The following is a 14,717-nucleotide window of genomic DNA, read 5'->3' as shown; positions in this document are numbered from 1 at the left end:
TTGAAATACAAAGTGTAAAATGAAAAAAATTTAGTTCTTATTCTTTTTGATCAGTTTTTCTAGAGCGTTTATATGTGCACTAAAGGCTTTCTTACCGATTCTAGTTGCCTTATAGCGGGTATTGGGCTTTCTGCCAATGAATGTCTTTTCAACAACGATATATTCCGCTTTCTCTAAAGCTTTGATATGACTGGCTAAATTTCCATCAGTTACATCGAGCAACTCTTTTAGGCGATTAAAAGATACCTCTTCATTCACCGCCAGAATGGACATTATGCCCAAGCGTATTCGATGATCAAATAGTTTATTTATGTTGTCTAAAAGTCCCATTTATTTATGGCCTTGAAGATACATCATACTCCCGTAAACAATGTGTAAGATTCCAAAACCAAGCACCCAAAACCAGAATCCAAATCCTGGCATCGCGGCACAGATAAGCCCTAAAATCAATTGGGCGTATCCTAGATATCTGATATTACCTACGGTGTACTTCGAAGCGTTTACCAGGGCCAGTCCGTAAAAGATGAGCATCAATGCTGCCGTGAGACCGTAATGTTGACTTTGCAATTTTATGATGATATAGATTCCTCCGGTAACCATGGGTATTAGGAAATTGATCAAAAGTCTTTGCGTGGTTGCATCCCAAAGTTGTTCTCCATTTTTCTTAGCTTTTCGCATAGAAAGAATCAAGGCTGTGCCAACGGAGAGTAGGGCGACACTCCCCAGTAAGATCAACATCAACTTGAAATTCCAGCTGCTTAAGTTGATATAGTTTTCATGGGTAGGGTTAACAAAGACAAGAGAAAGTCCAGCACCTATAAGTGCGTAGATCCCAGCCATGATACCCGAAAGACCGCTCAGTGAAATGAATCGAGTTGATCTATTCATCAGAGATTTGATCTCCGAGAGCTCGTTTAAGTAGTCTTGGTCACTCATATTGAAAGTACTTTGAAATACAAAGTTAATAATTAATTTCAATTATCTATTAAAGAAATCATAAAGTCATTCTTGCACCTATTACGGCTAGACCATAACTCAAAATAGGAAAAACCCTGTTTTAAAAAAGGGGAATTTCCTATTGTCGGGACCACGCTATTTAGAGACCTTTACTACATAGATTTTTTCAATTGGGGAGTTGATAAAATCAGGATTCTATTGAAAGGGTGAAGCGTTAAGCTCCGCCCTTTTTTTATTCCTACAAAAGCTTGAAATCAATCGCAGGACTTAGATTGTAATAAAGCGTTAATTGTTTGGCATTTTTCTTTAAGCCGTAAATATCTATGCGATATTGCCCATCCGCAGTAAGTTTTATTCGATCTACTTGTACTAATTTGGTGTTGCCATCCACAGTGTAAAAAAGCGTACGGCCTTTAGGTAAGCTTGCAAAAGTAATGCTCACCTTTCTGTTGTTCTTTTGCAGGACTCCATCCTCCGAAGCACTTAAGATCAAACGATCACTGAAGTAACTTGGGTAATAAATTGGATTTTCAAAAAAGGCTTGCTCACTCAAGGGCAGCGGTAAAAGTTGCCAGTTCGGGTCTGCGGGCAAGTGGGTGCTTATGAGTTGCTGCGGATCGGTCCCAAAATAGTAATCGTTACGCTGCGCTTTCCATCGTTCGGACAAAACGTCGGTATATCCGGCAGCCCAAGTTAGATCGAACAATTGCCAGCGCCCTTCTAAGTAAACAGCATTCCAAGTATGATTTTTAAACGCAGTACCGCCGCCAATAACAGCCACTGTGCTTTTGGTATACCCATTAATGGAAACGGCTTTTACGCCAACCAAGTCACAGAGGCGCATAAACAAATTGCTATACCCATAGCAGAGGGTATGTTTGTTTTGTAAGATGTCGTTTAAGCGCTGGTCTAAAGCGGCGATCTCTTTTTCTTTCTTTTCGGCTTCAGTCCGATATCTAATCCAAATGTGTTTTGGTTTTTGCTGATACAGGTAATTGTAGTCATACCTAATATTCGCTGTGATCCAACTGTATATGGCCTCAACGCGTTCGGCATCTGTCTTAAAATCATAAGCAATGCGATGGGCCAACTGCTGTACCGAAGTAAATTCAGAAGGGTAAGAGGCCATAACCTGCTGTACATGAGCCGTCTGTTGCCCATAAGTTATCAGGCTAAAAAATAGAAAGCCTATTAGTAATCGCATTCGTATCTTTATTGGTACTAAAAGTTACGAAATATATTGAACCCAGCAGAAGCCTATATTTTAGACCAAACAGAGCCTTTTAAAAGCATTCTCTTGCATTTGGAAGCAACCATTCGACGAATGGCTCCTGAGGCAGTTCTTAAGTATAAATATCGGATCCCGTTCTTTTATATAGATGATAAACCCTTTTGTTATCTCAACGTCACCAAGGGCTATGTGGATCTTGGTTTTTGGCATGCGGCGCATTTAAGTGTTCACCTAGAACATTTGGAGACCAAGGGCAGAAAGGTCATGAAGTCATTGCGCTACAACTCGCTTGAAGCGGTAGATCAACAGATCTTAGAAGAGGTGATTGCCGACGCGCTAAGCGTCCGTGATCGCGGTTTTTACAGCTGATTGATGGTTTTGCGGATGGCGGTTAGATCCGACAATAATTTTTCCAGTAAGGCAAGATCGAGCATGTTCGCACCATCACTTTTAGCATTGGCCGGGTCAAAATGTGTTTCTATAAAAAGTCCGTCTACTCCTGCTGCAATTCCTGCTCTTGCGATAGTGGCTATCATTTCCGGGCGTCCGCCAGTTACTCCACTGCTCTGATTGGGTTGCTGCAAGCTGTGAGTCACATCTAAGACCGTAGTGGCAAAATTCTTCATGGTTGGGATCCCTCTAAAGTCTACAACCATATCTTGATACCCGAACATGGTGCCGCGATCGGTAACCATAACTTTGTCGTTTCCACTTTCAAGTACTTTGGTCACCGCGTGCTGCATACTCTCAGGGCTCATGAATTGTCCCTTTTTCAAGTTGACCACCTTGCCCGTTTTGGCAGCAGCCACAACCAGATCAGTTTGGCGAACCAAAAAGGCAGGAATCTGAAGCACGTCTACATATGCTGCAGCCTTTGCCGCATCTTCTACCTCGTGAATATCGGTAACGGTTGGCAGATCGAATGCAGTTCCAACCTTATTGAGAATTTCTAAGGCTTTGATATCTCCAATACCCGTGAAGCTGTCCAAACGGCTGCGGTTCGCCTTTTTAAAGCTCCCTTTAAAGATGTAAGGAATCTTCAGGCGTGAGGTGATGGCTTTGACCTTTTCTGCTATAAGCATGGCCATTTCTTCCCCCTCAATGGCACAAGGGCCGGCCATTAGGAAAAAGTTATTGCTGTCGGTGTTTTTGAGCTTTGGAATACTGCTAAGGTTCATCAACTTGAATTTATTGGGCAAAGATAATTAATTGCCGCCTTGTGTATTTCAATCGAGCAGGATTCTTTTTACAAGCTGCTGCCCATCCGCAGTAGTTATTTTTAAGAAGTAAACACCAGCGTTAAGCTCCGAGAGATCTATGCTGCTTGCAGCGGCTAGTGACTTTATTTCTTGCCCGAGAATATTGTAGACCCTCAGCTGAGCTAGAGGTACTTCGGATCGAACATGTACCACACCATCACTGGGGTTGGGATATACCTCAATCTTATAACTATCAAATTCAGGATTATTTAAAACTCCGAGGTTCTTGTACCAAGCTACCTTGGAGTCTACCTTGGAAACAGAGAACAGATCGATATACTCGTCTGAATCTATAAAGCCGCTATTTAAACTAACTATTTCATTTATCGCTGTGGAGACGATTCGGGCGTCGGCAAAAACAGCTTCTCCCTCAATATTCTCATACCAACGGATATCGTTGGCTACGAGCAACCCACAAACCAGATCGAGATCGTTGTCGTTGTCGATATCGGCCAATTGCAGGTCTATGATATATTCCCCGGGTGGATTGTCTATTTCTATAGGGTTCGAAAAACCACCTGTAGCTTCTAAGCCTCTCATCCAATAAATGCGAAAGCCTGTTTCTGGCTGAATGACACTGTATACCAGATCTGGAATATCATCGCCATTGATATCACTATGTGAGATGTTCGAAAGGACAATCTGATAGGAGGCTTCCAAGAATAGATCGTGCTGATAGATGAAATTATAGGCTCCGAAGTTACCCATACCATCGGTGTTCTCGTACCAAAGAAAGGCTCCTGGAGCTAAAACGGGACTTACTCCGGTAATGATGTCTAGATCGCCATCGCCGTCAAGGTCCGCAGGGATCACATCGGTTAGTTCATTCCAGCTGTCTTCTATAAAATTGGGTGTAAAACTGCCGTCGCCTTCGTTTTTTAACCAAAAGAATTTCACCACATTAAACCCTCCTTCTACAAAGACCATCGTTGTAAATATATCTGGCAGATCGTCGCCATTTACATCGGCAACAGATAGGGTATAGCCATAATGATCGGCAAAGATCACTTGTTCAGGGCCAAAATTACCAAGTCCGTCTAGGTTCTCTAACCAAGCGATCTTGTCTATTGTATTGGTCAGGAAAACTATGTCCAGATCGGTGTCATTGTCCATATCTGCGAGCTCAAAGAATTCTACATTTCCAATAGCGGCAGTGATAAGTATGGCCTCAGAAAAATTTCCGTCGCCATCTAGCTGTTTATGCCAAATTAGTTCGTTGCCAAAGTTCGAATTGGTCACAAGGTCTAAATTGCCATCCCCATCGATATCACCTGCTCGTGCACTTCTACTATTCGCTACTGAGGCATCTATAATCTGTTGCTCCCCGAACTGCGCAAAACCGAGGGTCTGAAAACATAGTAATAAACAAAGTAAGCTGTTGATTTTCACCACTAATGTATTTGAATTGGTGGGGACTAAATAAATATACTAAAATAACCTTAGCTAACCCCATCTAAATCAATTATTAAACCCTACTTTTGCACCGCCTTAAACAAAGGAACCATGAACATCAAGAACATCGCCATTATTGCGCACGTAGACCACGGTAAGACCACCTTGGTAGACAAGATCATGTATCACTGTGAGTTGTTTCGCGAGAACCAACAGACCGGAGAGCTTATTCTAGACAATAACGATCTGGAACGCGAGCGCGGGATCACCATTACTTCTAAGAACGTAGCGGTAAATTACAAAGGGACCAAGATCAACATCATCGATACTCCAGGTCACGCCGATTTTGGTGGAGAAGTGGAGCGCGTATTGAATATGGCAGACGGTGTACTTTTGTTAGTGGATGCCTTTGAAGGTCCAATGCCACAAACTCGTTTTGTACTGCAAAAGGCCATCTCCCTTGGGTTGAAACCTTGTGTGGTGATCAATAAAGTGGACAAAGAGAACTGTACACCTGACTTGGTACACGAAGCTGTCTTTGACCTAATGTTCGAATTGGGAGCAGAAGAGTGGCAGCTGGACTTCCCAACTGTTTATGGTTCGGCCAAGCAGAATTGGATGAGCGAGGATTGGCAGCAGCCAACCGACTCCATTGAGCCGCTTTTAGAAATGGTTATGGAGCACATTCCATCGCCAAAAGTGGAGGAGGGTAGCCTACAAATGTTGGTGACCAGTTTGGACTATTCATCTTTTACCGGACGTATCGCCATCGGACGCGTACAACGCGGAAACATTAAAGAAGGAATGCAGGTGTCTCTGATCAAAAGAGACGGCACTCAGATAAAATCTAAGATCAAAGAAGTACACACTTTCGAAGGTCTTGGGCGTAAAAAAGTAAGTGAAGTTCACGCTGGTGATATTTGTGCGCTAGTTGGATTGGAAGGATTCGAGATCGGCGATACTGTTGCCGATGTGGAAGCTCCAGAAGCTTTGGCTACCATTGCTATAGACGAGCCAACCATGAGCATGCTTTTTACCATCAACGATTCTCCTTTCTTCGGAAAGGACGGCAAGTTCGTGACCTCGCGTCACATCAAAGAGCGCTTGGAGCGTGAATTGGAAAAGAACTTGGCCTTGCGTGTTCAGCCAACAGACAGCGCCGATAAATTCATGGTCTTTGGCCGTGGGGTGTTACACCTTTCTGTACTTATCGAGACCATGCGTCGAGAAGGTTATGAATTGCAGATAGGGCAACCACAGGTTATTGTAAAGACCATAGACGGAGTGCAATGCGAACCTTTTGAGGAATTGACCATCGACTTGCCAGAAACGGTAAGTGGGAAGGCTGTGGAATTGGTTACCATGCGTAAAGGTGATATAACTTCTATGGAGGCCAAAGGAGATCGTATGATCTGTACCTTCTTGATTCCCTCTCGTGGGATCATCGGTCTTAGAAATCAATTACTCACCGCAACTGCAGGTGAGGCAATTATGACCCACCGTTTCTTGGAATACCAACCGCTAAAAGGAGGAATTCCAGAGCGCATCAACGGAAGTATGGTCTCTATGGAGAACGGAACAGCTATTCCTTATTCTATTGATAAACTCCAGGAACGCGGAAAATTCTTTATCGATCCGGGAGAGCAGATCTACGAAGGGCAGGTAATTGGAGAGAATTCTCGTGGTGATGATATGACCGTTAACGTAACCAAGACCAAGAAATTGACTAACGTACGTTCTGCAGGAGCTGACGATAAGGCGCGGATTGTGCCTGCAATCAAGTTCTCTCTAGAAGAAGCATTGGAATACATCCAAAAGGACGAATACGTTGAGGTGACTCCAAACCATTTGAGACTTCGCAAGATTTTGCTCAAGGAAGTGGATCGTAAACGCGCGAAAAACAATTCCTAGATTCTGGCGTTTAAGTTGCAGTAGGTATTAGGTCAGGGCCATCAATTTTTTTACCTTCACGCTAAATTCTGCAGCAATTTGAGTACGTATCGCGTAGCCGCATATGGTCCACAGTGGGCCGAAGCTTGGAACCAGCTTATAAGCGAGGCCAAGAACGCCACCTTTTTGTTCCATCGAGATTTTATGGAATATCATGCCGATCGATTTAAAGATGCGTCTCAGTGCATTTTTAAAGGCGATACGCTTGTAGCCGTTTTTCCGGCGAATATTAAAGATGAAAAATGGATCTCTCACGGCGGACTTTCATACGGAGGTTTGGTAGTACGGTCAGAGGTGAAGTTTGCAGCCTATGCAGAGATGCTACTTACCCTTTTAGAAGCTGCGGATGGGCAAGGCATTAAGGAAGTCATCATCAAAGCCATGCCAGACATATACTGCAGTCAACCGTCGCAAGAGTTAGACTATTTGAGTTTTATTGCCGGGGCAAAGATCTTAAAGGTAGAATCTGCCAGCACTATTGCTTTAAACAATGCATTACCTATTCAATCCAATCGTTTAGAGGGTGTAAAAAAGGCGCAAAAGAGTGGCTTGCATATAGCAAAGTCCAATGATTTTGAGGCCTTTTGGAATAGCATTCTTATTCCAAATCTAGAGGCGCGTCACGAAGCTAAACCTGTACATACTGCGGCAGAAATTGCAGTCCTACAGGCTACTTTTCCAGATCAAATTCACTTGTATTTGGTTTTTGACAAAGAGCGTATTGTTGGAGGAGCGGTCCTATTTGAAACCCTTACCACTGCCCATGTGCAGTATATTGCTGCAGGAGCTGATAGACAACAACTGGGTACGCTCGACTATTTGTTCGAGCAGTTGATAAAAGAAGAATTCAGGGCCAAGGATTATTTTGACTTTGGAATCTCTACAGTGGATGGAGGCTTGGAACTCAACAGCGGCCTGCTCTATTGGAAGGAGTGTTTTGGTGCACGTACCACAGCGAATAAGACCTACGGATTCGATCCGAAGCAAACAAACAAAATCCGAGCTTTGATATGATACCCTTTTTAGACCTCAAGCGGGTAAATAGTAAGTATGAAGCAGTCTTTCAAAGCAAGTTCAAGGCTTTTCTCGATAGCGGTTATTATGTGTTGGGGAATGAGGTAAAGTCTTTTGAAACGGCATTTGCTAGCTATTGTGGTACCGATCACTGTATTGGCGTTGGCAACGGATTGGATGCGCTTCGTTTGATCTTAGAAGGGTATAAACAGCTTGGAAGACTAAAAGAGAACGATGAGGTTCTCATTGCATCGAACACTTACATCGCCACAGTGCTTGCGGTCTTACAAGCCGGACTAAAACCGGTTTTGGTCGAAACCAACCCCAAGGATTACAATTTTGATATCGAAGCTTTAAAGGCGGCGATCACGCCGGCGGCTAAGGTAATAATGCCAGTGCATCTCTACGGACAATTGAGCCCCGTGAGAGCGCTTAAAGAAATTGCCGAGCAGCACGGGCTTTTGATCATCGAAGATGCAGCCCAAGCTCACGGAGCCCAAATCACATCAGGCCAGCGTGCTGGTAACTTAGGCGATGCAGCTGGATTTAGTTTTTATCCGACAAAGAATTTAGGCGCCTTAGGTGACGGCGGAGCAGTTACTACTAATGATGTTCAATTGGCTGCTATTATTCGCAGCTTAGCTAATTACGGAACTACCAGTAAATATGTCAATGCGCTTAAAGGCTTCAACTCGCGTTTGGACGAGCTGCAAGCTGCGTTCTTACTAGAAAAGTTAAAGGATCTCGATGCCATTAATGGGACAAGACAGCAAATGGCGAAATTCTACTTGGAGCATATTAAAAATGATAAAATTAGTCTTCCGGATTACACAGGTGGAAAAGATCACGTATTTCATTTGTTTGTAGTTCGGGTCAAAGACCGCGACAGCTTTGTGACGCATTTAGGAAAAAAGGGAATAGGCACTTTGATACATTATCCGATCCCGCCACATAAACAAGAGGCACTGGCAGAGTACAAGGCTTTGCGTTTTCCTGTATGTGAGCAGATTCACAAAGAAGTAATCAGTTTGCCCTTGTTTCCCGGGCTAACTGACGACGAACTCATTACCATTGTAAATACCATCAATAGCTATTAATTGAAAATTCCCGAATTCATAAGAAAGAACGCCCTACTTAAGATGACCTCACTCAACGCGGGGGTGATCGTAGTGCGTTTGGTTATTTCGCTTTTTGTACAGCGAATCATTGCTCAGCTTTTAGGACCTGGAGGTGTGGCGGCAATAGGACAGTTGCGCAACGTAATGTCCATGCTCATGTCTATTACAACCCTAGGGGTCTTTAATGGAGTGGTCAAATATGTTGCCGAGCACAAGAATAACAAGTCAGAGCTCAGCAAGGTGTACTCCACGGTATTCAGTTTTGCCTTTTTGGGAAGTTCTATAGCAGCTATAGGGCTTTACTTTTGGGCGGATCATTGGAGCGAAAAAATGTTCTCCAGTTCTGAGTTTGGCTTTGTTTTTAAGTTGCTGGCCTTGATTGTTCCGGCGGTAGCTATGCAAAGGGTCTTTAATGGTATAGTTAACGGACTTTCAGCTTATAAGAAGTTCGTGAAGATCGAGCTGTTTGCGTATTTGTTGGCAACGGCCATTACCATTTACTGCTTATACACTTACAAATTAGATGGCATTCTTATCGCTATTGCGATCACTCCGGTCATACAATTACTCACGCTAGTCTATTTGTTCCACAAGATCTTGCGAGAGCATATTAAGCTGTCTCAGCTTAAATTCAGCTTTCCGTATTGGAAGGAATTACTCGCCTTTACATTGATGAGTTTCGTTTCGACGATCTTGCTAAACTATATCGAGATCGATATCCGATTGATGATCGAGAACAATATCACAGAGGCCGATGCAGGTTACTGGACAGCGATGACCAACATTTCTAAGAATTATATGGTCTTTGCCAATGCGATCTTTACCCTGTATATCATTCCAAAGTTCGCTACTATTACAACACGCAAAGAATTCACCAAAGAAGTACTCCATATTTATAAAACCTTGCTGCCGCTTTTTGGTGCTGGAATGTTATTGGTCTTTATTTTTAGAGACTATGTTATTAAGTTGGTCTATCCGGAATTTTACGGGATGGAACCTCTTTTCAAATGGCAGCTTATAGGTGACTTTATAAGGTTCGCTGCGTTGATCTTGGCCTATCAATTCTTAGCCAAAAGGCGTGTTATTCCGTTCGTTGTCACCGAATTGTTGTCTTTAGGATTGTTCTACGCTTTTTCTAAGTGGTTTATTGACGACTATGGCGCAGAAGGAGTGGTCTTTGCGCATATGCTGCGCTATGGGGTTTATTTTGTCGCGGTGTTGATCATTGCCTTCACCTACTTCAAACCGCCTAAAGGAGAACCTCAAGAGGTCCAGACAGAAGTGTAACGGCCTGCGATTTTTATATGATCGTGTTCTTGCTCTACAAACTGACGAGCAGCTTTGGCTATACTTTTAATTTCCTGCGGATTCTCCAGTAGTCGTAGCAATTCGTTTTTTAAATATTCCACCTGTGGCAGGGCATTGATAACGATCTGCCTGTCTTTTAGCTGGTAGTGTTTTAAGAATTCTTCGGAGGCGCCAGTAAACACAACTTTCCCCTTAGCCATGGCTTCTAGCGCATTATAACCCTGATCATAACTATACACCTGATCCAATACTATATGCGCTTTGTCGTAGGCCTTGATGTACTCAGCATATGGCAAGCTTTCTGCAGTGATGAATTCAAAGCGGTCGGCATGGGTCTTTGCTAATTCGTCCAAGGCCTTCTCAAAATAGTCGTTGCCTTTTTTGTAATAATTCTCTCGATTGATCCCGTGAAAGATCACCAGTTTGTCGTCTATCTTAGGTTCCATAAAGGCAAGCTTCTCTAAATTTATTGGGTTTGGGATCAGACCTTTGTATTTCGGTACTCCAACAAGCGGTAAATGATAGTCTAGGTCCGAAGCGATATACCCATCCGCAGTATCTAAAACAAAGCGATGCAGGGCCTCAAACTCCGGTCTTAAATACTTAAGCATGGCATAAGCCTGTTTGGCGTTTATCTTACCGGCTTCATAGGGCGTTAATACGCTATATCTCAACTTTCCGGAATTGGCATAGGCAACGCTAGGGTGATCGGTACCGCAAGAGAGCACAAAGAGTTTCTGATTGTTCTCTTTGAGCCAACTGATTAGTTTGCGCTCCTGCTTGGGTTGCATGCCCAGTGGGCTTTCGTTTATGAGTTGAACTACATCAAATCCGCTCAACTGGGCTTTGTGTTTCATGAGGTCGCTGTACAACAAACGAGAGCTCAGATCAAAGCCCAAAAGCTTGTGGATAGCCACGCGGAACTTCTTGGACAGTCCTGTTTGAAATCTTTTTTTGAGCAGTAGATCAGCAGGGAATTTTTTAAACCCGTCGCCTGAAGCAATAAGAGTCACTTCATGGCCTTTGGCCTTAAGTCCTTCTTTTAAGGAGTTGTGCAAACCGCTGTATTCCCCAAGCAGGAGTATCTTCATAAATGCCCTATATTTACGCGAGGTATCTCAAAGGTAGTATAATTTTATGGGGGTCGAAACTCCAGAGCGGAAACAGAAGGTTTGTCTGGTCACCATCTCACTAGCAGGAGGTGGGGCAGAACGATCCACAGCAGTACTTTCACAGATGCTCACTTCAAAAGGATACTATGTAACTACTGCCGTTGTGGTCAACGCAGTTGACTACGAATACTCCGGATCCTTATACGCCATCGGGTCAGGCAAAAAGTCCTTTGGTTTTATAAGCTCTTTCATGCGATTGAGGCGTTTTCGCAGTTTCTTAAAGCGAGAGCAGTTCGATCTTATCATAGACAACAGATCTCGCCCAGAAAACTTTAAAGAACGCATTTACAGCGGATATCTATACAAAGGGTTTAAGCTGCTCTATGTGGTGCGGAGTTTTAGATTGGCAACTTATTTCCCGGCCAGCAAGCCGCTCGCTCATAAGATGATAGATCGCGCCTTGGGTGTTGTAGGTGTCTCTAAAGCTATTGCAAAGGCCGTAAAGGAGCAGTATAGCACCGCGAAGGTCTATCAAGTATATAATCCTGTTCCTTTAGCAAGTATTCAGGCTCAGGCCGGAACTAAGATGATGGCCGGCGACTATATCATGGCTATGGGCAGGTTGTACGACGATGTAAAGAACTACTCCTTGCTTCTGGAGGCCTACGCAGCTTCTAAGCTCCCAGCTAACAAAATTCAATTGTTTCTTATGGGCGATGGCCCAGATAAGGTCAAATTACAAGACAAAGCACATGTTTTGGAACTGGATAAAATGGTACAGTTCCTACCGTTCAACCCGAATCCATATCCCTTCTTGCAAGGGGCTAAATGTTCTGTTTTGACCAGCCATTACGAAGGGTTTCCGCGAGCGGTCATAGAGTCCTTGGCAGTTGGCACCCCTGTTGTTTCTGTAGATTGTCAAAGCGGCCCTGCAGAGATCATTCAACCCGGAGAGAACGGTCTGTTGGTTCCCAATTACAATGTTGCCGCTTTAGCAGAAGCTTTAAATAATATTATATTTGACCAAGAGCTCCTAGCCAAGTGTCGCCAAAATGCAAAGACCTCTGTGGCGCATTTAGATGTCGATGTCATTGCCGATCACTGGGATAAGCTCATCCAAGAATTGCTATGAAAGTAACAGATTGCATCAAAATTAATATTCCTAAGATCTCCGATCCTGATGGGCGCGGGAACCTCTCTGTTCTAGAAAAGGACATCTTACCTTTTGCTATCAAACGCGTGTACTACCTTTATGATGTGCCCAGTGGTTCTACTCGCGGCGGACACGCCCATAAAGAACTGCAGCAATTCCTGATCGCCCTTAGCGGAAGCTTTGATGTTGTTGTAGACGACGGCAATACCAGGCGTACCATTTCCTTGAATAGACCCGATGAAGGTGTCTTGATCCCAACAAGAATCTGGCGAGAATTGGAGAATTTCTCCTCTGGAGCCGTTTGTCTTTCTTTGGTTTCTGATGTTTATAAGGAGTCCGACTACATTCGTGACTACAGCGAGTTCAAATCATTTGTAGGCGCTTAAACCAAGGCCTAGTCGAGCTAAGATCCCTTTTATTTTAAAGAGCATACGCAGCGATGCGGTTCCGCGAGCCAGTAAAAAGCGCTGTTTACTGTTTAGATTTTTTAGATCTACTTCGGAGCTTAATTGTGCTGCCTCTTGAGCGTCGCCTTGCAATCGCGATTCTAAAGCCAAGGCGTAGCGATTGAGGTCCAAGTAGCGTTTTGCTGTAGGATTTTTAGCCTCCAAGTCCTTGAATTTTTCGAATTTCAATTTGTGCTGCTGTGCTACTGACTTTTGAGACAAACCTTTACTATCGCGAACCACGCATACCGTGTGCTTAGGGTCAAAGACCACTTGGGTCTCATGGGCAAGTCGAACCCAAAGATCAGTATCTTCGGTTCGGGTAAGACGCTCGTCAAAACCTCCGCAGCGATCCAATAAGGAACGCTTAATTACTACTGTGGAACTATTAATAAGGGAGTCGATCAAACTGGCCTCAAAAAAATCGACCAGACTTGGCTTTTTCGGTGTTGGAATAGAAAAAACGCGGCTTCTTTTTTTATTGCCTACCTGCAAATAACTGTTGGAGGCAAACAACTCCTTTTCTGGAAATGCCTGGATATTCTTTGCGTGGGTTTGCAAATGGTCAGCATACCACAGATCGTCAGCATCTAATAAGGCAATATAGTCGTTCTTGGCTTCAGCTATTCCCCGATTTCTTGCTGCGGCAGCACCTTGATTCTCTTGTGAGACCAAACGCACTCTAGTATCATTGGTATAGTCCTTAATGATCGTTTCGCTGTTATCGGTTGAGCCATCATTCACCAAGATCAGCTCAAAACCTACATAAGATTGCGCCAATACACTTTCAATGGTCTTGCCAATAAAAGCCTCTTTGTTGTAAACCGGAATTACTATCGAAAAGGCAATCACTTTTTCAGTTTTATTAAGTGATTCATCCTGTAAATATCAAAGAGTATTAGGCTCGGTCTTTTGCCTTTTAAATTCCTTTCAATGCTTTTACTAAAGCCGTTGGAAATTGCTAAGAAGAGGCTAGTCAGTCCGAATTTATTCAATTTGTTATACAAGCGCTGAATAGGTCTAAGGTTCGGTGCTATTAAACCCTTGGCCTCGAGCTGGACTGTGGTTTGAATTCCTTCTAGGGATTTTTGCAAGAACTGCTCCGAAGATTCCAAGCCCAAATGGATCACAGGATTGTCTGTGTGCTTAATGCGGGCCTTATGGTTCTTTAGATTGTTACTAAAAAGGTTGTCCATGCCGTAACCGTTAGCGGTAACTGTGTTGCAACTTTCAAACATGCTCTTGGTAATGCACAGGTTTTGTGAGATGATGAAGTGCGGATTTTTAGTTCTTTCTGATGCCGATCTGGCCTCCCGCTTCTTGCCGTATACATAACGCAACAGCTGCGCTTGTGGCGGAGGAGCATCTGCATAGCTAACACCTCCGAAGACCAGGTCAAGCTCATCAGAAATGTCGCTGAGCATTTGGTTTAAGAAATCGCCTCGCGCAGGAATTACGTCTGCATCCAAAAACAACAACCACTGGGTCGGTGCCATTTGTGCAAGCTTGGCTCTGGTAGCAGTTCGGCCTAAATTTTCAGTATTGCTGAGGTAGTTAAAACCGAGTTGCTCACTTATATTTTTGTTTTGTGCTTCTAGGGTTTTATCTGTAGAAGCATCATCACAGACCCAAACGCTGACTGCTAGCTGATCCTTTTGGATCTGCCTGTGCAACTCTTGCAGCAGCGCTGTCAGGTCGGCATTATAGGTTGGAATTAAAATTGAAAGCATGCGCAACTGGTCTTCAAGGGTAAAAATACATTTTTAGCATCGATATG

General features: G+C 43.6%; 15 protein-coding genes. 7 read left to right on the top strand and 8 right to left on the bottom strand.

Annotated features, from left to right (window positions below):
* Positions 1–30: 30 nt before the first annotated feature.
* The 3 genes from BTO09_RS02300 to BTO09_RS02290 all read right to left on the bottom strand — a co-directional run bounded on the left by BTO09_RS02300 (position 31) and on the right by BTO09_RS02290 (position 2,161).
* Positions 31–330, bottom strand: a complete 300-nt coding sequence (locus tag BTO09_RS02300) for a transcriptional regulator (RefSeq protein WP_087523123.1) — start codon at positions 328–330, stop codon at positions 31–33.
* Positions 331–936, bottom strand: coding sequence for a hypothetical protein (locus BTO09_RS02295; protein ID WP_087523122.1), 606 nt, complete (start codon positions 934–936; stop codon positions 331–333).
* 259 nt (positions 937–1,195) lie between these two features.
* On the bottom strand, positions 1,196–2,161 hold the full coding sequence (locus tag BTO09_RS02290; RefSeq protein WP_087523121.1) for a transglutaminase domain-containing protein: 966 nt from the start codon (positions 2,159–2,161) through the stop codon (positions 1,196–1,198).
* A 36-nt stretch (positions 2,162–2,197) separates the two neighbouring features.
* Here BTO09_RS02290 and BTO09_RS02285 point away from each other — a divergent pair, with 36 nt between their 5' ends.
* Complete coding sequence (locus BTO09_RS02285; RefSeq protein WP_087523120.1) at positions 2,198–2,557, top strand: DUF1801 domain-containing protein; 360 nt, start codon at positions 2,198–2,200, stop codon at positions 2,555–2,557.
* Here BTO09_RS02285 and kdsA read toward each other — a convergent pair.
* Both kdsA and BTO09_RS02275 read right to left on the bottom strand, forming a co-directional pair.
* Positions 2,548–3,366: a 3-deoxy-8-phosphooctulonate synthase gene (gene kdsA / locus BTO09_RS02280; RefSeq protein ID WP_087523119.1), complete on the bottom strand. Its 819-nt coding sequence runs from the start codon at positions 3,364–3,366 to the stop codon at positions 2,548–2,550. The genes BTO09_RS02285 and kdsA overlap by 10 nt on opposite strands.
* Positions 3,367–3,414: 48 nt before the next feature.
* Positions 3,415–4,836, bottom strand: coding sequence for a T9SS type A sorting domain-containing protein (locus tag BTO09_RS02275; RefSeq protein ID WP_157663405.1), 1,422 nt, complete (start codon positions 4,834–4,836; stop codon positions 3,415–3,417).
* 114 nt (positions 4,837–4,950) lie between these two features.
* Between BTO09_RS02275 and typA the strand changes: the two genes are divergently transcribed.
* The 4 genes from typA to BTO09_RS02255 all read left to right on the top strand — a co-directional run bounded on the left by typA (position 4,951) and on the right by BTO09_RS02255 (position 10,208).
* Positions 4,951–6,750 (top strand): translational GTPase TypA, encoded by a 1,800-nt coding sequence (gene typA, locus BTO09_RS02270; protein WP_087523117.1) that lies wholly within the window; start codon positions 4,951–4,953, stop codon positions 6,748–6,750.
* 78 nt (positions 6,751–6,828) lie between these two features.
* Positions 6,829–7,803, top strand: coding sequence for a GNAT family N-acetyltransferase (locus BTO09_RS02265; RefSeq protein WP_157663404.1), 975 nt, complete (start codon positions 6,829–6,831; stop codon positions 7,801–7,803).
* The gene (locus tag BTO09_RS02260) at positions 7,800–8,900 is read left to right on the top strand and encodes a DegT/DnrJ/EryC1/StrS aminotransferase family protein (RefSeq protein ID WP_087523115.1); all 1,101 of its coding nucleotides are present in this window, start codon (positions 7,800–7,802) and stop codon (positions 8,898–8,900) included. Before BTO09_RS02265 ends, BTO09_RS02260 begins: the two co-directional genes overlap by 4 nt.
* The gene (locus tag BTO09_RS02255) at positions 8,901–10,208 is read left to right on the top strand and encodes an O-antigen translocase (RefSeq protein ID WP_087523114.1); all 1,308 of its coding nucleotides are present in this window, start codon (positions 8,901–8,903) and stop codon (positions 10,206–10,208) included.
* Here the strand turns inward: BTO09_RS02255 and BTO09_RS02250 are convergent.
* On the bottom strand, positions 10,184–11,320 hold the full coding sequence (locus BTO09_RS02250; RefSeq protein ID WP_087523113.1) for a glycosyltransferase: 1,137 nt from the start codon (positions 11,318–11,320) through the stop codon (positions 10,184–10,186). The genes BTO09_RS02255 and BTO09_RS02250 overlap by 25 nt on opposite strands.
* Before the next feature lie 46 nt (positions 11,321–11,366).
* On the opposite strand from BTO09_RS02250, the gene BTO09_RS02245 reads away from it, so the two are divergent.
* Positions 11,367–12,473 carry a glycosyltransferase gene (locus BTO09_RS02245; protein WP_087523112.1) on the top strand — a complete coding sequence of 369 codons (1,107 nt, stop codon included), beginning with the start codon at positions 11,367–11,369 and terminating at the stop codon, positions 12,471–12,473.
* Complete coding sequence (locus BTO09_RS02240; protein WP_087523111.1) at positions 12,470–12,880, top strand: FdtA/QdtA family cupin domain-containing protein; 411 nt, start codon at positions 12,470–12,472, stop codon at positions 12,878–12,880. The genes BTO09_RS02245 and BTO09_RS02240 overlap by 4 nt, the downstream gene beginning before the upstream one ends.
* Here the strand turns inward: BTO09_RS02240 and BTO09_RS02235 are convergent.
* Both BTO09_RS02235 and BTO09_RS02230 read right to left on the bottom strand, forming a co-directional pair.
* The gene (locus BTO09_RS02235) at positions 12,863–13,792 is read right to left on the bottom strand and encodes a glycosyltransferase (protein ID WP_087523110.1); all 930 of its coding nucleotides are present in this window, start codon (positions 13,790–13,792) and stop codon (positions 12,863–12,865) included. The genes BTO09_RS02240 and BTO09_RS02235 overlap by 18 nt on opposite strands.
* Positions 13,789–14,670: a glycosyltransferase family 2 protein gene (locus BTO09_RS02230; RefSeq protein ID WP_087523109.1), complete on the bottom strand. Its 882-nt coding sequence runs from the start codon at positions 14,668–14,670 to the stop codon at positions 13,789–13,791. The genes BTO09_RS02235 and BTO09_RS02230 overlap by 4 nt, the downstream gene beginning before the upstream one ends.
* Between the last annotated feature and the right edge of the window lie 47 nt (positions 14,671–14,717).

Origin of the sequence: Gilvibacter sp. SZ-19 (assembly GCF_002163875.1) — a bacterium.
GTDB lineage: Bacteria > Bacteroidota > Bacteroidia > Flavobacteriales > Flavobacteriaceae > Gilvibacter.
The sequence above is the reverse complement of the archived record's forward strand: the minus strand, read 5'-3'. Positions and strand labels throughout refer to the sequence as shown.

Coding starts and splice junctions, on each gene's coding strand:
- BTO09_RS02300 (WP_087523123.1), bottom strand. CDS start 330: ATGGGACTTTTAGACAACATAAATAAACTATTTGATCATCGAATACGC.
- BTO09_RS02295 (WP_087523122.1), bottom strand. CDS start 936: ATGAGTGACCAAGACTACTTAAACGAGCTCTCGGAGATCAAATCTCTG.
- BTO09_RS02290 (WP_087523121.1), bottom strand. CDS start 2,161: ATGCGATTACTAATAGGCTTTCTATTTTTTAGCCTGATAACTTATGGG.
- kdsA (WP_087523119.1), bottom strand. CDS start 3,366: ATGAACCTTAGCAGTATTCCAAAGCTCAAAAACACCGACAGCAATAAC.
- typA (WP_087523117.1), top strand. CDS start 4,951: ATGAACATCAAGAACATCGCCATTATTGCGCACGTAGACCACGGTAAG.
- BTO09_RS02260 (WP_087523115.1), top strand. CDS start 7,800: ATGATACCCTTTTTAGACCTCAAGCGGGTAAATAGTAAGTATGAAGCA.
- BTO09_RS02250 (WP_087523113.1), bottom strand. CDS start 11,320: ATGAAGATACTCCTGCTTGGGGAATACAGCGGTTTGCACAACTCCTTA.
- BTO09_RS02245 (WP_087523112.1), top strand. CDS start 11,367: ATGGGGGTCGAAACTCCAGAGCGGAAACAGAAGGTTTGTCTGGTCACC.
- BTO09_RS02240 (WP_087523111.1), top strand. CDS start 12,470: ATGAAAGTAACAGATTGCATCAAAATTAATATTCCTAAGATCTCCGAT.
- BTO09_RS02230 (WP_087523109.1), bottom strand. CDS start 14,670: ATGCTTTCAATTTTAATTCCAACCTATAATGCCGACCTGACAGCGCTG.